This window comes from Bradyrhizobium diazoefficiens (genome assembly GCF_016616235.1).
Lineage (GTDB): Bacteria > Pseudomonadota > Alphaproteobacteria > Rhizobiales > Xanthobacteraceae > Bradyrhizobium > Bradyrhizobium diazoefficiens_H.
On record NZ_CP067100.1, the window covers coordinates 1,850,178 to 1,870,464 of the forward strand.

The window sequence follows — 20,287 nt, forward strand, 5'->3', positions numbered from 1 at the left end:
TGGCGATGCCGTAGGGTGGGCAAAGCGGAGCGTGCCCACGCATCTTGTTGCTTATGGAGAGAGATCGTGGGCACGGCGCTTTGCGCCTTTGCCTACCCTACGGGAGCGGTGCTCTAAACAACAATACTCAGCCGCTTCGCCGCCCGCGTGATGCCCGTATACAGCCACCGCGCCCGCGACTCCTGAAACGCAAAGCTCTCGTCGAACAACACGACGTCGTCCCATTGCGAGCCCTGCGATTTGTGCACGGTCAGCACATAGCCGTAATCGAACTCGTCATAGGGCTTGCGCTGCTCCCAGGCGATCTGCTCGACGCCGCCCTCGAAGCAATCGGCGCGCACCGACACCTTCGTCACCTTGTGCCCAAAATCCTCGTCTGGCGACAGCCGCATGGAAAGGATGCGCGATTTCGAGCGCGAGGTGTTGCGCGACTTCACACGCCACAGACCGCCGTTGAACAGGCCCTTCTTGCGGTTGTTGCGCAGGCACACCAGCTTGTCGCCGGCGACCGGAAAGACGTCCTCGATATTCTGGCGCTGGCGCACCCGCATGTTGTAGGCGCGCCTGGTGTTGTTGCGGCCGACCAGGACCTGGTCGGCGCCCATCACGCGGTCCGGATCGAGCTCTTTGCGCGACACCACCTCGCTCTCGCCGTAGCGGCCGATGTCGAGCTCGCGGCCTTCGCGGACGTCCATCGACATCCGCACGATCGGATCGTCCTGGGCCTGGCGGTGCACCTCGGTCAGCATCGCGTCGGGCTCGGAGTTGGTGAAGAAGCCGCCGCCCTGGATCGGCGGCAGCTGGGCGGGATCGCCCAGCACCAGCAGCGGACATTCGAACGACATCAGGTCGCGGCCCAATTCGGCATCGACCATCGAGCATTCGTCGATCACGATCAGCTTGGCTTTCGAGGCCGGCGCGTCGTCCCACAGCTCGAAGCTCGGTTGCTCCTCGCCGGATTCGCGGGCGCGGTAGATCAGCGAGTGGATGGTGGAGGCCTCGTCGCAGCCCTTGTTGCGCATGACGAGCGCCGCCTTGCCGGTGAAGGCGGCGAACTTCACTTCGCCGTCGACGCCCTCGGCGATGTGCCGCGCCAGCGTGGTCTTGCCGGTGCCGGCAAAGCCGAACAGGCGGAACACGGGCGGCGTGCCGTTGCGGCCGGGTTTTGCTTTGAGCCAGTCGCCAACGGCCTTGAGCGCGGCGTCCTGATGTGGAGTGAAGGTGGCCATGGTCTTTCGGGAGACGAGAGGGCGCCAGCATAATTGAGTCGCCACTATCCAAACTAACCATTCGGACTGCGCAATCAAGCCATTCTCCCGCGCGGCGGAATTGCTGCTCCGTAGACAGCTTCGCCCCGCGCATTAAGATACCCGCAACAAGAACAAGCGGGAGAGGCGTCATGAAGTTCGGCATCTTCTATGAGCTGCAATTGCCGCGGCCCTGGGTCGCCGGCGACGAGCTCGCCCTCTACCAGAACGCCCTCTCGCAGATGGAGCTCGCGGACAGTCTCGGCTACGACCACGCCTGGGTGGTCGAGCATCACTTCCTCGAAGAGTACTCGCATTCGCCTTCGCCGGAATCGTTCCTCGCCGCGGCGAGCCAGCGTACCAAAAACATCCGGCTCGGCCACGGCATCCTCCAGCTCACCACCAACCATCCGGCGCGTGTTGCCGAGCGTGTCGCGGTGCTCGACCTGCTCTCCAATGGCCGCTGCGAGTTCGGCATGGGTGAGAGCGCGTCCATCACCGAGCTGACGCCGTTCGGCCGCGACATGGAAACCAAGAAGGAGGTGTTCGAGGAGGCCGTCGCCGCGATCTTCCCGATGTTCAAGGACGCCGGCAGCGAGCATCACGGCAAGTATTTCGACATCCCTCTGCGCAACGTCGTGCCCAAGCCGGTGCAGAAGCCGCATCCGCCGCTGTGGATGGCGTGCTCGCAGCTGCCGACCATCGAGCGCGCCGGCCGTCACGGCTTTGGCGCGCTCGGCTTCCAGTTCGTCAGCGCCGATGCCGCGCATGCCTGGGTGCACGCCTATTACAACGCCATGACCAAGCGGCTGCACAAGCTCGCCGACTACGAGATCAATCCGAACATGGCGCTGGTGTCGTTCTTCATGTGCGCGAAGACGGACGAGGAGGCGCGTGCCCGCGCCGATGGCGCCACCTTCTTTCAGTTCGCGCTGCGCTTCTACGGCGCCGCGCAGAACCGCCAACGCCCGGCGCCGTACACCGTCAACATGTGGGACGAGTACAACAAATGGAAGCGCGACAATCCGGAAGCGCAGGAGGCAGCATTGCGCGGCGGCCTGATCGGCTCGCCGGAGACGCTTCGGCGGAAACTGAAGCGCTTCCAGTCCTCGCATATCGACCAGGTGATCTTGCTCAATCAGGCTGGCAAGAACAGCCACGAGCACATCTGTGAATCGCTCGAGCTGTTCGGCCGCGAGGTGATGCCGGAGTTCCAGAACGACCCGGCGCAAGCCGAATGGAAACGAGGCGTGATGAGCGGCGAGATCGAACTCGAAGAGATCGATACCCAGGCTTTTACGGATCGTTATGGCAAGCTTGCGATCAATGTCGCCCCTGCTAAGGCCTCAGCGGAATAAGCTGGTCGTTAAGTCATGTTGCTGACGCAATCTCTGTCTTAACGGGTGACAACTTAAAACACTGCGTGGGAATCACTCTGGTTCGCACCACGGTTCCATAGCCAAGGGGTTGGCTCGAATCCGCAAAACATCGGTGCAAGCGTCATGAACGCCTCCGCGTTCGCTTGCCCGTTTGCGGTGTCGGGAACCGGAAGACGAAAAAATCACAGGAGTTATGATGTTGTTCCGCTCGAGCGCCGCACTTTGCGGCGCCCTGCTTACGCTTGCCGTTTCTGTTACCGTTGCTCGAGGTGAAACGCGTGGGGATCACCCGAGCGCCCTCGTCGATGCCGCCTCCGGGAATGCGGTCGTCGGCGCTGCATCCATGTACAATCCGTTCAAGCCCGGCAAGGAGGAGGGCGGTCCAAGCACAGCCTCCGGCGAGCGTTACGATCCCTCCGACTGGGCGGCTGCCATCAAGACGACCTTGCGCAGGAAATTTGGTGGGGTCCCATTTGGCGAGAGGCCGAAATTTGCCCTGGTCGAGGCCGTCGGCAAGAAGGTCATCGTCAAGATCAACGACGTGGGACCACTCAGGCCCGGCCGCATCATCGATTTCAACGAGCGCACGATGCGCCATTTCGATCCCAGCCTGGAGCGCGGCGTCATCAAGGACGTCAAGGTCAGCCCGCTTTCGGGGGACAATTGGACACTGGGGCCGGTGGGCTGAAGGTCCGTTCAGCGACTGGCTGTCGCCTTCGTCAAAACGAACAGGTGAGAGCCTGCGGCGATCACCGAAAAAACAACTATCCCTAATTCAGCGCCGTGGACGTACTGCGGCGTATATACCGAAGCTAGCCAAATGAAGAGCCGAACGGCTGCCATGAAGACAATCATTCCCCACATCGCCAGCCATTTTGGAGCGTACCAGGTTGGCTCGCCGTCGCGTCCCCATTGCATCGCAACTCGCTCGCCTTCGATCCGGCGGCCAAAATAAATGTTGAATGCGACGACCACGGCAACAGCGAAGCCAAGGACGTAATCTGCGGACAACATGCTTTGCGCCTTCTGGAATAGCAGCCGGGCTTATCGGCGCATGGCCGACATCGCGGCGGCGCTGGCTAATCGCGGCTTGTGACCTATAGCGGACGGTTCGCGCATCTCGTTCTGCCCCTACATGACTTCCTAGCCGATGGGCTTTCTGTCGGCCACGCGGGCGCTCGTTCACTCGCAAGTATGAAGATCATCCGATCGCGTTCCTAATCTGCAGGAACCAAGAGGATGCCTGTGCGTTGCCGGGCTGCTCTTTGGTGTGACCCCGTCGAATCCGGCTCGCCTCTGCTGGGTGGCCGGACGGAGGCCGGGCGAGGTAGCGCAGGTGCTTCCTATCCGACTATTGATAGCAGATCGTCGTCCGATCGTCCTGCAGGGTTTTGCCACGCTACTCGCGGCGGAGCGTGACTTCGAGATTGTCGCATCATGCAGCAATGGCGCGGGCTGCCTCGAAGCAGTGCGGAGGTTGACGCCAGATGTCGCCCTTGTGGAGGACGGATTTTCTGACGTGACGGCTTCTGAAATGCTCGCCACCGTTACTTCGGAAGACCTTCCCACGCGCCTGGTATTCTACACAGCATCGGTTGCGCGAGGCGATATCGCTGACGCGGTCGCCGCGGGTGCCTGCACCGCGATTCCGATGCGCGAGGAGCCCGAAACGTTGTTGCAGTCCCTGAGGCTGGTGGCACCGCCCGCGCATCGGGCGGTTGCCCGCAATCCCGGCAATGGCGCGTCCGGCGAAAAAGGACTTGCAGGGTTGACGGACCTGGAGCGCAAGATCATGCGCCTGGTCGCCTGCGGTATGTCGAACAAGGAGATCGCTCGCCAGCTCAAGGTCGCCCCAGGCACCATCAAGGCGCGAGTTGATCGCATATCTGCGCAGTTTGAGATCAAAAACCGGACCGAGCTCGCAACGTTCGCTCTGTCGCGCCTTTACGGCGGGATCGGCGCGCTTGCAGCTCTGATCTGGGCGGCGCTGGACGACGTCCAACCCGTGAGCGCAGCTGATCATGCGCACGCCGATAGCCTTACGGTAGTGGCCGCAGACGACGCCGGCGCTGTCGTGACGATCAAAATCAGCCCTCAAAAAACGGCCGCTGCTTCGGGTAAGACGACCAAGGCCGTGAGTAAATCCGGTGGTGTGGAGAACTCTTTAGCTGATATTGCGGGGCGGTTCAGCAAGCTCATCGAATCCCGCGCCGATATCGCCGCCAGCACGATCACACCGCCGACACTCAACGCCGCAAGGTCGGGCATCAGTGAGTTTGGCGCGTTTATGCTCATGACGTTTGGAGTTTCGATCTACGAATTCCTTAACAGTGCTGCGCAGGCGTTCACTTACCGCGATGGCTTTGCGTCGGCTGCCGCAAATGGCACCAGCGAACTGGGCGCCTTTAATCCGCTTGGCAGCGCCGGCACGAACCCAACCGAGTCAGAGAACCTGGTCTGGCCTGATCCCGAAATCCGCCATGAATCATTCGTTTTCGAGGCTGGCCAAGGCGATACCATCGGCAGAAGCGACGAGCGTCAGATCATCGATGCAGCCGCAAGCGAACATGGCTTAGGTGCCGGCGGCAACCCTCACATTGGATCCGGCGCCGTCGACGCTGCGATCGATCATGGCGGCTCCGGGCAGGCGGCCGCAACCAACGTGTCGGGGAATGCCGAACACGGCACAACACATGCGACCGCGGTAGATGGATCCAATGACGAGCAATCGCGCGCTGATTTGCATGTTTCGGAACAGGGCGCCGCAGCCGGTAACCCACATGCCGGGGACGGGCCGCCCGGACACGATTCGGATCATGGACAGTCGCAGCGCGATTTGCATGTTTCGAAAGAGGGTGCAGCAGCCAGTAAGCCACACGCCGAGGAGGGACCACCCGGACACGATTCGGACCATGGACAGCCGCAGCGTGATTTGCATGTCTCGGAACAGGACGCAGCAGCCGGTAAGCAGCACGCGAAGCACGACTCATCCGGACACGAATCTGATCGCGGGCAATTGCATCGCGACTTACACGCTTCGGAGCAAGGTTCGTCAACTGCCGATCAGCATGCCGAGGACGATGCACAGAGTAGCCATTTCAATTCCGGACACTCGCACGCTGACTTGCACAAGGCGTCCACGAGCGGATCTACAACTCAGCATGCGGGGCCGGGCCAGAATGCAACGGCAGCTGCGCCCCAGGTCGAAGATTCCTTTCATTTCAAGGATGACAGGGCAGAGATCAGAGCTTCAGAATACTCTGAGAACGGCCACAGACCGGATGCAGTGGAACATGCTCTGCACGATGCCGGACAAAATGGACTGGCGCCGATTCTGGATGCGGACCTGATTGGCCCTTCGCATGCCGAGCAAAGCGTCCCTGATCACGCAAGAGTTGAGCACCATCTGACGCATGATTTGTTTGTGTAGCTTACTCGACGCCTCACTAGCGTCGGTGCCGCGGCTTTGAGCGTTGCCGGCCGCGTCCGCCGTCTGCTGCCGACCAGGAGTTCGGCATTAACCATCATCCGCGGTTCCCCCCTGAGCGGCATCCCTTCGAAGTTTCTTAAATTTTGCTGGGTACCTCTTTTGGGCGGAGTGACCTGGGGAAAGAGCATGGGTAAGCGGGCCAAACGTGGAAAGGCGGAGACGCTCGCACTACCCGCGGTCGCGAGAGTTGCGATTGGCGCAGTGGCCGTCGCCGTAGTGGGGTACGGTTTGCTGTCTCGTCCGGCGAGCGTGCAACCGTCACGGAAGCCGTCGGCGCCTGAAGCCCGGGCATCCTCAACGCCGGTTTACGTCGCTCCAGTTCATGCATCAGCGCCAGCTCCGGCTCCGATTCCTCCTCCCGCCTCGGCCCCTCTGGTCGAACCACCAAAAGCCGACGCCGACGTTCCCGGAGCACTTGTCCGGCAGGTGGTTGACTACGCCAGCCACCAGGCGCCCGGCACCGTGATCATCGATACCAAGAACACGTTCCTTTATCTCGTCCTGAACGACACGCAAGCGATGCGCTACGGCATCGGTGTTGGCCGCGAAGGTTTCGCATGGTCAGGCGAGCAGACCGTGGCGCGTAAAGCCGAATGGCCGGATTGGCGCCCGCCTGCGGAGATGGTCGGGCGTCAGCCTTATCTGCCGCGGTTCATGGCAGGCGGTCCCGGCAACCCGCTCGGCGCCCGGGCGATGTATCTGGGCGAGACCGAATATCGCATTCACGGCACCAACAAACCCGATACGATCGGCAAGCGGGTGTCGTCCGGCTGTATCCGGCTGACCAATGACGACGTCACGGATCTGTATGAGCGGGTGAAAGTCGGAGCCAAGGTGATCGTGCTGCCGGCAAATGCGGCCCGCCGGCCATCCCAGGGCGCGCCGACCGACGCCGCGTTCCGATTGCCTGACCCGGCATTGCCATCGAAGCGGCCGCTCGCGGCTAACGCGCAGATGCTGTCACCCGGACCGAAGATCGCCGAGGCGCAGTAAACTCAGTCCTCGGGCTGTAACTGACGACAAGCAAACATTCAGGTCGCCGCTTTAGCCCATCGCTGGCTCTGCGACCATCTAGCAGGGGTCTGCATTCAGGCGTAGAGGGGACTGGAGCTCCGGCTGCTCTTTGCTTCGGCTTGTGACCCGGAGCTGACTTGATCGAAGTTGGGCTGATCGCTTAAACCAGCTGCGATGCCTGAAAAGATAGGAAGCTCGTATGCCCCTGCGATCAGCATATTTTGAAAACTGGAAAAGTGGTCCTACGGTACTCCTTTGGGGTGACGCAACCGGCATGCGTCGGTTGGAAGACTTTCTGCGGGCTCTCTGGAGGACTCCGTACGCCCCTGCGTTTGAAGACTTCTGCATCCCCGTAGATGGCAACAAGATTACAATCAGACCTGTATCGGTCGAGCGAGACGCCGGGATGCGTCACGGCCGCGATGCTTTGGAGTGGAGCCTGCATCCGGCATTGGCAGAGGATTTTGCTGACAGAATAGCCGCGTTGGTGCCATCAGCGTCAGGACATCAGTATCTCGACGCTCGCGGAAACAGTGTCGCGGTTGAAGTTTCGGCGGGCGAGTATCCAGAGACCTTTCATCCAAATCGACGATAAACCCGCCGACATACGGCAACGTCCGTTTGTGGCCCATAACGAACGTCGTTGATGCGTTCGTCGATGTCCGTTGTTATAGGGCATGCGGACCACTATCGCGTCCCTCGTTCCCGGCAATGTAGATACATCCTCATCCGGCCTGTCCCTATCCTTAGGGACAGACGCCGGCGGCGGATTTCGGTAGTCTGTCCTGGATCACACGACACTCCAGGGGAGGCCGCCTTGAGCACCGCGCCGCGCATCGACATCGACCCGACCGCATTCTGGGCCGACCCCTATCCGATGCTCGCAAAGATGCGCAAGGAGGCGCCGATCGCCTTCGTGCCGCAGCTCGGCTCGACGCTCTTGGCCAGTCGCGATGACATCTCGATCTCCGAGAAGCAGATCGACGTGTTCTCCTCGCACCAGCCCGCCGGCCTGATGAACCGGCTGATGGGCCACAACATGATGCGCAAGGACGGCGAGGCGCACCAAATCGAGCGGCGCGCGATGTTTCCGGCGGTGTCGCCGAAGACGGTGAAGGCCTACTGGACCGCGGTGTTCCAGGCCCATGCGGATCGCATCCTCGATGAGATCGCGCCGGGGCGCATCGACCTCATGCGCGACTTCGCGCTGCCGTTCTCCGGCGAGTGCCTGAAGTCGATCACCGGCCTCACCAATATCGGCTTTGAGGACATGGATGCCTGGTCGCAAGGCATGATCGAGGGCATTGCCAACTACGCCGGCGATCCCGCGGTCGAGGCGCGCTGCCACGCCGCGACGTCAGGCATCGACGCCGCGATCGACGACATCCTGCCGGCGATGCGCAAGCATCCCGATCAGAGCATTTTGGGCGTGCTGCTCGCCTCCGGCATGCCGATGGAAAGCGTGCGCGCCAACGTCAAGCTCGCGATCTCGGGCGGCCAGAACGAGCCGCGCAAGGCGATCGCCGGCACGGTGTGGGCGCTGCTGACTCATCCCGCGCAGCTCGATCTGGTCCTGCGCGGTGACGTGTCCTGGCTCCAGGCCTTCGAGGAATATGCCCGCTGGATCTCGCCGATCGGCATGTCGCCGCGGCGGATCGCAAAGCCGTGGACGATCCGCGACGTGTCGTTTGAGCTTGATGAGCGCGTGTTCCTGATGTTCGGCTCCGCCAACCGCGACGAGAAACACTTCGCGCGTGCCGATGAGTTCGACGTGCGCCGTGACACCTCCAGGAGCGTCGCCTTCGGTGCCGGTCCGCATTTCTGCGCCGGCGCCTTCGCCTCGCGCGCCATGATCGCCGATGTCGCGCTGCCGAAATTGTTCGCCCGCGCCAGGCGGATCGAGATCGCCGACGACGAGCCGGTGCGGATCGGCGGTTGGGCCTTTCGCGGCTTGCAGAATCTGCCGGTGACGTGGCGGCATTAGCAAGGGCGCTCTCTCCAAAGCTGGTGTCATCGCCCGCGAAAGCGGGCGATCCAGTACGCCGCGGCAGTTGTGTGGAACGTTTGTCGTCTCTGGAATACTGGATTCCCCGCTGGAGCCTGTCATCGGGCTCGCCGAAGGCGAGACCCAGCGGCGGGGAATGGCAGCGCAGGGTGTGGAAGGAGTTTTGGCCGACAGCCCCAGTCCCTTGATGATGCCATCATGCCCCTGTTTTGCCCGACGTGTCAAATGATATTCGGATAATCAGCAAGCGCTTGTTCTTCCTCGCTCCGGCTACTGTGCATGGGGTTGTTTTCGGATTTTGTGACCCTGTGCCGAGCGCGGCGGACCGGATTCGTGTGACGCGAGTTCTGGATGCCCCTTTGCCGGCGGACGATCGTACCTAGATAGAGCAGGACCCCGCTTCGGGGAGCATGCCATGAATGTAGTGCCCCGCGACCTCATGACCGAAATCCCCGTCTCGTCCGCCGACGTCCGCGGCGCCATGCGCCACCTCACCGGCGGCGTCAGCATCATCACCGCAGGGCGGGGCAAGGACGTCACCGGCATGACGGTGACATCCGTCACTTCGCTGTCGGTCGAGCCGCCGACGCTGCTGGTCAGCATCAACCGCGATGCCTCGTCCTTTTCGCTGATCAAGCGCCACGGCGCCTTCGGCGTGAGCATCCTCAATGCCGACCAGCTCGACATCGCCGAGCGCTTTGCCGGCAAGGGCGGGCTCAAGGGCGCCGATCGCTTTGCCGGCAGCCAGTGGTTGACGGCGGTGTCGGGCGTTCCGCTGCTGGCCGGCGCCTTGTCGGCGTTCGACTGCGAGGTCGAGGAGATCCTGGAGCGGCATTCGCACGGCATCGTCATCGGCCGCGTCAGGGATGTCAGGAGCTCGACCCGCAACGCGGCGCTGGCCTATTGGCATGGCCAGTACGTGGCGGTCGACCAGGACGAAGACGCCGCGAGGCTCGCCGATGCCAGCGTTCCCGCGCGCGCCTGCCGCGGCGTTTGATCCTCGCCGCGCACCGCTGCACAAGCTGGCCTTTTCCGCCTCATCGCTCTAGAAGCGCTGCCTGAGCCTTCCCGCCGGAAGGCATGGGAGCGGAATGATGAAGCGTGTCGCGACCTGGGCCTTCTATGCCATCGGCGCGCTGGCGATCGCCTATCTCGCGCTCTACGCCTATGCGATGTTCAGCGGCCAGCCCCTCGTGCCGGGCGATCCCATCCATATCTTCCGCAAGCCGGACGCGCCGAGTTATTCGTGACGGCTCTCTCAACTCGTCATGGCCGGGCTTGACCCGGCCATCCACGTGCAGCCGGGATCGACGCAAGGCGTGGATGCCCGGGACGAGCCCGGGCATGACGACGGCGTGTGTGGTTACCCCCGCAAAATCGACAGCGCCAGCGCCTGTGCGCGCGGCACGATGCTGTCGATCTCGAGATATTCCTCCGGCGTGTGCGCAAGCCCGCCGACCGGTCCAAGGCCGCAGATGGTCGGCGTGCCCACGGCCGCGGTGAAGCCGGAATCGGCGCAGCCGCCGGAGAACTCGCCTTGGAGCGTGGTGAGCCCAACCTGCCTTGCGGCCGCCTGATAGCTCTCGAACAGCGCCTTCGATTCCGCGCTCTGCACCACCGGCACGAACTCGCCCTTGATCGTTAGCGTGGCGCTGGTGCCCGGCACGTAAGATGTGGCGACGATCTTTTCGATCGCGGCCATGATCCGCGCACGGTCCGCCGGATCGACATAGCGCAGGTCGATTTGCCCTTCCGCGTAGGGCGCTGTGGTGTTGACGGACTGCCCGCCCGAGACGAGACCGACATTGAGCGTGATACCCTTGTCGAGATCGGTCAGCGCGTGGATATGGACGATCTTGTGCGCGAGCTCGCCGATGGCGCTGACGCCCGCGGCAAAGTTGGCGCCGGAATGCGCGGCCTTGCCGGTGATGGCCATCTGCATGAAGATGCCGCCTTTGCGTCCGGTGACGATGTTGCCGGTCGGCCGCCCCGGCTCGGAATTGAACACGGCGCGTGCGGCGCGCCCCTCGCGCTCGATGACGGGGCGGGAGGAGGGCGAGCCGATCTCCTCGTCGGAGGTGATCAGCACCTTGATCGGATGCGGCGAGCCGCCGAACTTGTGGAAGGCGGTCGCCACGAACACGTTCATGACGAGACCGGACTTCATGTCGGCAACGCCGGGCCCATAGGCACGGCCGTCCTTGATCGTGAACGGGCGCCGCCCGGCCTCACCTTTGCCGAACACGGTGTCGCGATGTCCCATCAACAGCACCGGCTTCTCGTTGCTGCCGGGTTTTGCCACCTCGGCATGGATCGCATCGCCGAAGGTATCGTTGCTCTCGCGCCGGCAGGGAATGCCGTGCTCGGCAAAATGCCGCTCGAACCGCGCACCGACCGCATCGACGCCTGCCTTATCGTAGGACCCGGAATCGATGTTCACGACGTCGCGGAGCAGATCGATCATGGCCTGCTTCTGCGACGCCAGCCAGTCCGTGATTTGAGCTTGAGACATGTGGTTCCTCGCGTGGTTCTCATGCGGGGTTATAGGGCGTTGTGCCGGCTGGACCTAGTCGCCGGATGCGGTCCCGCCATGTCCACCGCGTTCGCGGGGACGACAGCGAGCGCGTGGAGTGTTCGGCGCAAACAAAAATGCCCGGGACTGAGCCCGGGCATTCGCATCATCAATAATCGTGCGGGCCGCCTACGCCCCCACCATCGGCATCCGCGGATATTCGCCCGGCGTGCCTGCCGGCGGGATCGGGATGCCGCCGTCGGCATATTCGTTGAGCTTGTTGCGCAGCGTGCGGATCGAGATGCCCAGGATGTTCGCGGCATGGGTGCGGTTGCCGAGGCAATGCTTCAACGTCTCGAGGATCAGATCGCGCTCGACATCGGCCACGGTGCGCCCGACCAGCGCCCGCGTGACCTGCTCGGCGGCCATGGTCGCATGCGCGACCGCCGGGGCGGTCCTGGCGAGGTCGAGGCGGTCGCCGTCCGGCGTGATGATCGCGTCGGGGCCGATCTCGTCGCCCTGCGCCATCAGCACCGCGCGATGCATCGTGTTCTCGAGCTCGCGGACATTGCCCTGCCAGCGGTTAGCGGAGAGGACGCGGCGCGCCTCCGCCGAGACCGGCCGCAGCGGCACGCCATTGGCTTCGGCGTACTTCTTCACGAAATGCTGGGCGAGCTCCAGGATGTCGGCGGGACGCTCGCGCAGCGGCGGGATCTTGAGATTGACGACGTTGAGGCGGAACAGCAGGTCTTCGCGGAACGTGCCCTCGCGCACGGCCTCGGCGAGATTGCGGTTCGAGGTCGCGATGATGCGGATGTCCACCGGAACCGGCTTGGTGCCGCCGACGCGGTCGATCACGCGTTCCTGGATGGCGCGCAGCAGTTTCGATTGCAGGCGAACGTCCATCTCCGAGATTTCGTCGAGCAGCAGCGTGCCGCCGGTAGCTTCCTCGAACTTGCCGATGCGGCGCGCGACTGCGCCGGTGAAGGCGCCTTTCTCGTGGCCGAACAGCTCGGACTCCAGGAGATGCTCGGGGATCGCGGCGCAGTTGATCGAGATGAACGGGCGCTTGGCGCGGGGCGAGCGGGTGTGGACGTAGCGGGCCAGCACTTCCTTGCCCGTGCCTGACTCGCCGGTGATCATCACCGAGGCGTCGGAGCCCGCGATCTGCTGCGCGAGCTTGATCACCTTTGCCATCGCCTCGTCGCGATAGATCAGCTCGCGGGAATCGTTGGCGACCGCGGCGAGCACCGCGGCGATCAGCTCGGGGTCCGGCGGCAGCGGGATGTATTCCTTGGCGCCGGCATGGATCGCGGCGACCGCGGCGCGGGCGTCGTTGGTGATGCCGCAGGCGACGATCGGGGCGTGGATGTGCTCGGCCTCCAGCCGCATCACGAGATCGCGGATGTCGAGGGCGACGTCGACCAGCAGGAGGTCGGCGCCCTTGCCGCCGCGCAGCACGCGCATCGCCTGCTCGTGATCCTCGGCATGGGTCACGGTGGCACCGTTCTCCATCGCGATCTTGGTGGCGGTGGTGAGCTGGCCCTTCAAGGTGCCAACGATGAGAAGCCGCATGTCAGTCTCCTGTCCGTCTGGTCGCGCTGCCGCGCGTTATTTCCTAGCCGCGTTCGGTCTTGATGATTTCGGTCATGGTCACGCCGAGCTTGTCCTCGACCAGGACGACCTCGCCGCGGGCGACCAGCTTGTTGTTGACGTAGATGTCGATGGCCTCGCCGACGCGGCGGTCGAGCTCGAGCACGGTGCCGGGCCCGAGCTTGAGCAGCTCGCCGACGTCCATCTTGGAGCGGCCGAGCACGGCCGAGACCTGCACCGGCACGTCGAACACGGCCTCGAGGTCGGCAGCGGCCCGCGCGGCATATTCGTCCTCGTTGTAGCCGATATCTGTGGTCGGCGGCAGCGGCCCGTTGAGATCGGGCAGCGGGACCTGTCCGTCGGTGTCGCTCATGGCTTAGCTCCCTCTGCGGGACGCGATATAGCGCCCCACCATTTCGTCGATCTTGGCCGCGATGGCGCCGCGCTCCAGCACGACGCCGCCATCGGCCCATTCGATCCGGCAGTCGCCGGTGTCGATGTCAGGCTCGGCCAGGATCACCAGCCGGCCCTCGAACCCGCTCTGCTTGGCGAGCCGCTCGATCTTCTCGCGCGCGGCGTCGTAGAGCGCGTCGTTGATGCGGACGACGAGGTGCGGCGTCGCCACCAGATGCGAGAAGCAGTCCTTGACCAGCGCCATGACCTCGCCGAGCGGCTCGGCGGCGACGAGGTCGGCGCACAGCTTGCGGGCCACCGCGACGGCGACGTCCACCGCCTCGGTCTCCATCCTGGTTTCGATGTTGCCGATGCCGGAGGCGATGCCTCTGATGCCGATGCCGATCTCCTCCATGGCGAGTGCGACGCGGCGGTCGCTCTCGGCCTTGGCTTCGCGCTGGCCGGCGGCAAAGCCGTCCTGATAGGCGCGCGCTTCGGCTTCGGCGACCTTCTGGGCGATCTCGGCCGCGGTCGCGGCCTTCTCGCGAGACGAGCGCTCGGGCGCCGCGAAGTCGGTGTCGAACAGGAATTTTGCCGGAGCGGCCATCAGTACACCAGCTCGTCGTCGGCGCGGTTCTTGGTCAGCATGATCTCGCCCTTGGCGGCCAGATCCTTGGCGAGGTTGACGAGCAGCGCCTGGGCCTCGTCGACGTCGCGCAGGCGCACCGGGCCCATCGCCGCCATGTCGTCCTGGAGCATTTTTGCCGCGCGCGAGGACATGTTGCCGAAGAAGAAGTTGCGGACATCCTCGTTGGCGCTCTTGAGGGCGACGCCGAGCTTGTCCTTGTCGACGTTGCGCATCAAGGTCTGGGCCGAGCCGGAATCCAGCTTCACGAGGTCGTCAAAGGTGAACATCAGCGCTTTGATGCGCTCGGCGGATTCGCGGTTGTCCTCTTCCAGCGAGGTGATGAAGCGGGTTTCGGTCTGGCGGTCGAAATTGTTGAAGATTTCCGCCATCACCTCGTGGGCGTCACGGCGGCGGGTCTGCGACAGGTTGGACATGAACTCGGTGCGCAGCGTCTTCTCCACGCTCTCGATCACCTCCTTCTGCACCGCTTCCATCTTCAGCATGCGGTTGACGACGTCGAGCGCGAGCTCCTCGGGCAGGATGCCGAGCACGCGGGCGGCGTGCTCCGATTTCAGCTTCGACAGCACCACGGCGATGGTCTGCGGGTATTCGTTCTTGAGGTAATTGGCGAGCACCTCTTCCTGCACGTTGGAGAGCTTCTCCCACATGTTGCGCCCTGCAGGGCCGCGGATCTCGTCCATGATGCCGTTGACGCGCTCCGGCGGCAGGTATTGCTGCAGCAGGCGCTCGGTGGCGTCGAAATTGCCCATCAGCGCGCCCGAGGCCGACATGCGCGAGACGAATTCGAGCAGCATGTCCTCGACGGTGTCGACCTCGACGGTGCCGAGCGTCGACATCTCCAGCGAGAGCTGGCGCACCTCGTCGTCGTCGAGCAGCGACCAGATCTTGCCGCCATATTGCTCGCCCAGCGCCAGCATCAGGATCGCGGCGCGCTTCGGCCCCGCCAGCGCCTCGGTCTTGGGGCCGCCGGCGCGGCTGTTGGCGCGCTGCCCGAGCGTCGAGATCACGCTGGTGATGTCGTTGGAGTTGGCGTTTTGCAGAGCGGCGGCCATGTCAGATCACTTCTCTATTCACTCGATCATTTCGCGGGTTCGGTCAGCCATTGGCGGATGATGGCGACGGTTTCATTGGGGTTGCGCTCGGCGAGCTCGCCGACGCGGTGCACGGACTGGGCGTGGACCTGGCCCTGGATGGTGGCGACGTCGATCGCGCTGGCGGCGCCGCTGGGCAGCAGCGGCTGGGCGGCTGGCGCGGCTTCCTCCGAAGCGGCCGGCCCGGCGAGGACGCCGGAGATGGCGGCGGCCACCTCGTCGGACGCGAGGATGCGCTTGACCAGCGGGCGGACCACCATGAACAGCACGATCAGGCCGAGCAGCATCATCACGCCGAGCTCGACGAAGTACATGACGTCGTCCTTGGTGAACTGGAGCATGCCGAGGAAGCCGTTAGGCTCGGCGATCGGGGCGGTGGAGGGCGCGTCGGCAAAGCGCAGATTGACGACCTCGACCTGGTCGCCGCGCTTCTGGTCAAAGCCGATCGCCGAGCGCACCAGCGCGGCGATGCGGTCGAGCTGTTCCTTGGTGCGGTCCTGATAGGCCAGCTCGCCCTTGTCGTTCTTGGAATAGATGCCGTCCACCAGCACCGCGACCGAGATGCGGTTGACCCGGCCGGCCTCGGTCACCTCGGTCTTGGTGGTGCGGGAGATCTCGTAATTGTTGGTCTCTTCGGTCTTCTTGCTCTGGTCCTTGGCCGCGACGCCGTTGTTCTGCTGGTTGCCGGGGAGCTCGTTGTTGACGGTGACCTGGCCGTTGTTGTCGGCGGTCATGCTCTGCTCTTCGCGGGTCTGGCTGGAGCGCAGCACGCGGCCCTCGGGATCGTACTTGTCCGAGGTCTGGGTCACCTTGTTGAAGTCGAAATCGGCCGAGAGCTGGACGCGGGCGCGGCCCGAGCCGACCACTGAGGAGACGATGTCCTCGACCTGCTTGCGCATCCGCTTCTCGAAGGCGATGCGGCGCTCGTCGCCGACGGCCTGTTCCGGATCGGTCGCGGCGCCGTCGGCGAGCAGCTGGCCGGCCTCGTCGACGATCGAGACGCGCTGCGGCTTCAGCCCGTTCACGGCGGAGGCGACGAGGTGGCGGATGGCGCGGATCTGCGGGGCCTCGAGCGAGCCGCGGACGCGGACCACGATCGACGCCGACGGCTCCGGCGCCTCGCGCGAGAACAGCGGGCGCTCGGGCAGTACGAGATGGACGCGGGCGGCCTGGATGCGGTCGATGGCGCGGATGGTGCGGGCGAGCTCGCCTTCCAGCGCGCGCAGATGATTGATATTCTGGACAAAGGAGGTGGTGCCGAGCGCGTCCGATTTGTCGAACACCTCGTAGCCGACGCCGCCGCCCTTGGGCAGGCCGCCCTCGGCGAGCTTCATGCGCAGCCGGGTGACCTTGTCCTTGGGCGCCATGATGATGGAGCCCTCGTTGCGGATTTCGTACTGGATTCCCTGGCGTTCCAGGTCCTTGATGATGCTGGAGGAATCCTCGACCGACAGATCCGTGAACAACGTGGTCATCTGCGGCGTGGTGACGCGCATGATGACGAAGGCGAAGAAGCCGATGAGCGCGGCGGTGACCGCGATCATCGCCCCGAACCGGGCGGCGCCGATACCTTTTAAGAAGTCCGCAAGACCTTGCAAGCAACCGCCCCGAAGCTTCGACCCGCAACTGAGCGGCCGACTGGGCAATTATTGCCTAGGTGATGGTTTCGATATGGTTAACGAAGGTTAAGAGGTGGGACAAAAGTCGCGCCAAAAGCCAACATGAAAAAAATCGGCCTCGCAGGGCGAGGCCGATTTTCGTCAAAAGCCGCAGATTTCCGAATCGCTTACTGGCGATATTGCTGGATGCGGGTGGTGCGAAGACCCGCCAGACCGTGCTGGTCGATGGAAAACTGCCAGGAGAGGAATTCGTCGACCGTCAGGGTATAACGGCTGCAGGCCTCCTCGAGGGAGAGAAGTCCGCCACGGACGGCGGCGACGACTTCAGCCTTGCGGCGGATGACCCAGCGTTTGGTGCCGGGTGCGGGCAGGTCTGCAATCGTCAGCGGACTGCCGTCCGGCCCGATGACGTATTTTACCCTCGGGCGATGGGGTTCTGTCATGGCGTACTCACAAACTCTCAACCACTGAACTCACGCGGTAACCCTACGCGCGGCGGCTTAAAAATCCGCTAAGCCTAAGGCTTCAATACAATTCTCGTTGAAACCGGCTGGAACGCCGCCGGCCCGGGAGCCGAAACGCGGTTTTCGGCTGGCCAGGCGGGACAGAAGGTAAATACTTTACTAATGCCGAATGACTTTTGCGGGCTCGGCGCGAGCCCGCAACTCTGATCCACGTTTGCCGCCGGGGAGAGGTGGAGCGCGCGATCAATTGCTGCTGGTGGCGATGATGCTCTTGACCTGGCTCAGCGTGTAGCTGTTGCCGTCAATCGAGAGCAGCGGCGGCGACTGGGTCAGGTCGACCGACGACACCACGCCCTGCACCTGCGCGGCGATGCCGACATTGTTGCCCCCGGCGTCCTTGCCGGTGGCCGAGATGGTGTACTTGCCGTCGGGCCATTGCATGCCGTCATTGCCCTGGCCGTTCCAGGTGAAGGGAATGTCGGTGCCGGCGGCGGCGGTGTATTTGCCGGTGAACACGGTCTGGCCGCTCGAATTGGCGATGGAGATGTCGACGGTCGCATCGCTGGGCACGTTGAGGTGCCAGGTCGCCGACGACTTCGTCATGCTCGCGGTCGAGCCGTCGACCAGCGCGGTCTTGCCGACGAAGCCCAGCGCCTGGGTCGCCTGCGTGGTCTGCTGCAGCGTCACGAGCTGGGCCAGCGAATCGTTGGTCTTGAGCTGCTGCTCGACGCCGGCGAACTGCACCAGCTGCTGGGTGAACTGGTTGGTGTCGAGCGGATCGAGCGGGTTCTGATTCTGCAGTTGCGTCGTCAGCAGGGTCAGGAAGGTCTGGAAATTGCCGGCGAGCGTCGATCCCGTGGACGAGCTCAACGAGTTCGACGAGGAGGATTTCGGGATGTCGGTCGTCCCGGAGACGACCGACGGCGCGGTGGCGGCATTCGTGGTGGTCATGATCGAATACTCCTCACACTCTGATGTCGACGCCGCTGCTCGATCCGAGCATGCGACCGTAGCCGCGTCCGATCGGCGCAGCGGTCACGGTTTCGTCCTCGCTGACGATCAGCCGGCGGGCATTGCCGTCATTGTCGTTGTTCTGGCCGGACTGCTGGCCAGATGAATTCTGGTCGCGCAGGCTGAAGGACAGTCCGTTGCTGCCGGTCTTGAAGCCGGCATCGTCGAGCGCGCGCTGCAATTGCGGCGCGTCCTGCTTCAGCATCGCCAGCGTCTCCGGCTTCTCCACCGTGAGATGAGAGCTGACCTGTCCGTTGCGGTCGACATTGATGCGCACGTCGATGCGGCCGAGCTCGACCGGATCGAGGCTGATGTCAAAGCGAGTCTTGCCGGCGCGCGCGGCCGCCGCAATCTCGATCGGGACGGCGTTGAGCGGCACGGCGCCGTTGGTAGCCGCGGTCGCGGTCAGCGTCGCGGTCGAGGCGGTGGCCGCCGACGTCGTATTGGTCACGGGCGCCTGGATCGCGGATGCGGCTTGCGCGCTGGTGTCCGTCGTGGTGGGCGCGGGGCCCTGCGTGCCGGCATGGGCGTGCATGGTCGGGGTGGCGGGCACAGCGTCAGTGGCGCCGGCCTTCGCATCGGCCTTTGCGTCGGTAGCGGCGGCCTCGGCTTGCGGCTTGGCGGCCTGGGCATGCGCGGCGTTGGTGGTTGTCGTATTCGCCGGAGGCTGCGTGGCGGCGTTCGCCTTGCCCGTATTCTGGCCGATATCGGAGACGTCGGTCTGGCTTTGCGTGGTGACGGCGGCCTTGAACGAGGTTTTGGGCGTGCCGAGATCGGCTGCGGCGATCAGTCCGCCGCTGGTCTTGGCATCGGTCGCGGCTCCGTCGGTGGTACCGGTCGCGGCATCGCCCAGCGTTGCCGTGGTGTCGGCATCGACCTTGGCGCCGGCGGTTTTGGCGCTCTTGTCGCCCGGCGTTGCCGTATCCGTCTTGGTGCCCGCGATCTGCGCCGCCGTGGAGGCGCTGGCGGCAAGGCCGGCGGCGGCGATCGTCAGCGGCGAGGCGGCGGCATCGGAGGCCGGGCCCGCAGCTGGGGTCGGATCGACCGGGACGGCAACAGGAATCACATTCGGATCGGGCACGGCCGTTTGCGTCGCGTCGGTTTGCACGGTCGCTGCGGCATCAACGGCGGCGGCGAGCCCGTCGGTGCCGTCGGCCTTATCGCTCTTCGTCTCGTCGGACTTGTCCGCCGGTTTAGCCTCGGAGGTCTCGGCCTTGTCCTTGGCTTTGCCGGCCTTGTCCGCCGCCTTGGTCGGATCGTTGACCGGATCGGCGACCGTGTCGCTGGCGGTCGCGGAATTATCGGTGTCGCCGCTCGGCTTGCTCTGCGAGGGCTGGTCGGTCGCGGACGTGTCGCGCGAGCTCCGGTCGGAGGCGGAGGACGACGAGTCGGTCCGGCGGGTGTCCTGCGCCGGCGCGCTGTTGCTGATGGCCTGGGTGTTGCTGTCCACCAGCGAGCCGAAGGAGTCTGACGTGTCCTTGCTGCTCTGCGACTTCGCAGGCTTTTGCTGCGCGCTCGGAACTTGCACGCTGGCGGCTACATCTGACGTCCGACCGACCACAGGCGACCCCTTGGCAACATCTTCGGCCTAAGAGGTAGCAAGGAGCGGGCCAGCTCCCGGGAATGAATTTTAGATAATAAAATCAATAGCTTGATAAATAGTGCGGCCTGCACGCAACGCATCCAGCCTCGTCATTTCTGCCGCCCCGGCAAGAATTGCCTTGAGCCTGTGGCCGGCGTGATTGCTTCACCGGAAGGCCGCCTATATTAAGGAGGCAGCTCTCAGCCGCTTTCGACCGGGCAAGCCGTGCCCTTCGGGA

General features: G+C 64.1%; 18 protein-coding genes. 7 read left to right on the top strand and 11 right to left on the bottom strand.

The window, feature by feature from the left end; translation table 11 throughout:
* Window positions 1-113 precede the first annotated feature (113 nt).
* Window positions 114-1,229 (bottom strand): ATP-dependent DNA helicase, encoded by a 1,116-nt coding sequence (locus JJB99_RS08810; RefSeq protein ID WP_200498393.1) that lies wholly within the window; start codon window positions 1,227-1,229, stop codon window positions 114-116.
* 170 nt (window positions 1,230-1,399) lie between these two features.
* On the opposite strand from JJB99_RS08810, the gene JJB99_RS08815 reads away from it, so the two are divergent.
* Window positions 1,400-2,605 carry an LLM class flavin-dependent oxidoreductase gene (locus tag JJB99_RS08815; RefSeq protein ID WP_200498394.1) on the top strand — a complete coding sequence of 402 codons (1,206 nt, stop codon included), beginning with the start codon at window positions 1,400-1,402 and terminating at the stop codon, window positions 2,603-2,605.
* Between the two features lie 364 nt (window positions 2,606-2,969).
* The gene (locus JJB99_RS08820; protein ID WP_246775180.1) at window positions 2,970-3,314 is read left to right on the top strand and encodes a septal ring lytic transglycosylase RlpA family protein; all 345 of its coding nucleotides are present in this window, start codon (window positions 2,970-2,972) and stop codon (window positions 3,312-3,314) included.
* An 8-nt stretch (window positions 3,315-3,322) separates the two neighbouring features.
* Here JJB99_RS08820 and JJB99_RS08825 read toward each other — a convergent pair whose 3' ends face one another.
* Complete coding sequence (locus tag JJB99_RS08825) at window positions 3,323-3,640, bottom strand: hypothetical protein (protein WP_200498396.1); 318 nt, start codon at window positions 3,638-3,640, stop codon at window positions 3,323-3,325.
* 322 nt (window positions 3,641-3,962) lie between these two features.
* Between JJB99_RS08825 and JJB99_RS08830 the strand changes: the two genes are divergently transcribed.
* The 5 genes from JJB99_RS08830 (at window position 3,963) to JJB99_RS08850 (ending at window position 10,385) form a co-directional block, all read left to right on the top strand.
* Entirely contained in the window at window positions 3,963-6,056 is a 2,094-nt protein-coding gene (locus tag JJB99_RS08830; RefSeq protein WP_200498397.1) for a LuxR C-terminal-related transcriptional regulator, read from the top strand.
* A gap of 186 nt (window positions 6,057-6,242) precedes the next feature.
* Complete coding sequence (locus JJB99_RS08835; RefSeq protein ID WP_200498398.1) at window positions 6,243-7,109, top strand: L,D-transpeptidase; 867 nt, start codon at window positions 6,243-6,245, stop codon at window positions 7,107-7,109.
* Window positions 7,110-7,947: 838 nt separating this feature from the next.
* A complete protein-coding gene (locus JJB99_RS08840; protein ID WP_200498399.1) occupies window positions 7,948-9,114 on the top strand; it encodes a cytochrome P450 in 1,167 nt (388 codons plus the stop codon).
* Window positions 9,115-9,550: 436 nt separating this feature from the next.
* Window positions 9,551-10,132 (top strand): flavin reductase family protein, encoded by a 582-nt coding sequence (locus JJB99_RS08845; RefSeq protein WP_200498400.1) that lies wholly within the window; start codon window positions 9,551-9,553, stop codon window positions 10,130-10,132.
* A gap of 94 nt (window positions 10,133-10,226) precedes the next feature.
* Window positions 10,227-10,385: a hypothetical protein gene (locus JJB99_RS08850; RefSeq protein WP_200500472.1), complete on the top strand. Its 159-nt coding sequence runs from the start codon at window positions 10,227-10,229 to the stop codon at window positions 10,383-10,385.
* Window positions 10,386-10,498: 113 nt separating this feature from the next.
* Here JJB99_RS08850 and JJB99_RS08855 read toward each other — a convergent pair whose 3' ends face one another.
* The 9 genes from JJB99_RS08855 to JJB99_RS08895 form a co-directional block, all read right to left on the bottom strand.
* A complete protein-coding gene (locus JJB99_RS08855) occupies window positions 10,499-11,647 on the bottom strand; it encodes a M20 family metallopeptidase (protein WP_200498401.1) in 1,149 nt (382 codons plus the stop codon).
* Window positions 11,648-11,836: 189 nt separating this feature from the next.
* Entirely contained in the window at window positions 11,837-13,222 is a 1,386-nt protein-coding gene (flbD, locus tag JJB99_RS08860; protein ID WP_200498402.1) for a sigma-54-dependent transcriptional regulator FlbD, read from the bottom strand.
* 43 nt (window positions 13,223-13,265) lie between these two features.
* Window positions 13,266-13,613 (bottom strand): flagellar motor switch protein FliN, encoded by a 348-nt coding sequence (gene fliN, locus JJB99_RS08865; RefSeq protein WP_200498403.1) that lies wholly within the window; start codon window positions 13,611-13,613, stop codon window positions 13,266-13,268.
* Window positions 13,614-13,616: 3 nt separating this feature from the next.
* A complete protein-coding gene (locus JJB99_RS08870) occupies window positions 13,617-14,240 on the bottom strand; it encodes a FliH/SctL family protein (protein WP_200498404.1) in 624 nt (207 codons plus the stop codon).
* A complete protein-coding gene (gene fliG / locus JJB99_RS08875; protein ID WP_200498405.1) occupies window positions 14,240-15,334 on the bottom strand; it encodes a flagellar motor switch protein FliG in 1,095 nt (364 codons plus the stop codon). Before fliG ends, JJB99_RS08870 begins: the two co-directional genes overlap by 1 nt.
* Window positions 15,335-15,360: 26 nt before the next feature.
* Window positions 15,361-16,971 carry a flagellar basal-body MS-ring/collar protein FliF gene (fliF, locus tag JJB99_RS08880; RefSeq protein WP_200498406.1) on the bottom strand — a complete coding sequence of 537 codons (1,611 nt, stop codon included), beginning with the start codon at window positions 16,969-16,971 and terminating at the stop codon, window positions 15,361-15,363.
* Between the two features lie 188 nt (window positions 16,972-17,159).
* The gene (locus tag JJB99_RS08885; RefSeq protein ID WP_002714638.1) at window positions 17,160-17,435 is read right to left on the bottom strand and encodes a DUF1153 domain-containing protein; all 276 of its coding nucleotides are present in this window, start codon (window positions 17,433-17,435) and stop codon (window positions 17,160-17,162) included.
* 264 nt (window positions 17,436-17,699) lie between these two features.
* Window positions 17,700-18,407: a flagellar hook assembly protein FlgD gene (locus JJB99_RS08890; RefSeq protein WP_200498407.1), complete on the bottom strand. Its 708-nt coding sequence runs from the start codon at window positions 18,405-18,407 to the stop codon at window positions 17,700-17,702.
* Between the two features lie 13 nt (window positions 18,408-18,420).
* Window positions 18,421-20,028, bottom strand: coding sequence for a flagellar hook-length control protein FliK (locus JJB99_RS08895; RefSeq protein ID WP_200498408.1), 1,608 nt, complete (start codon window positions 20,026-20,028; stop codon window positions 18,421-18,423).
* Between the last annotated feature and the right edge of the window lie 259 nt (window positions 20,029-20,287).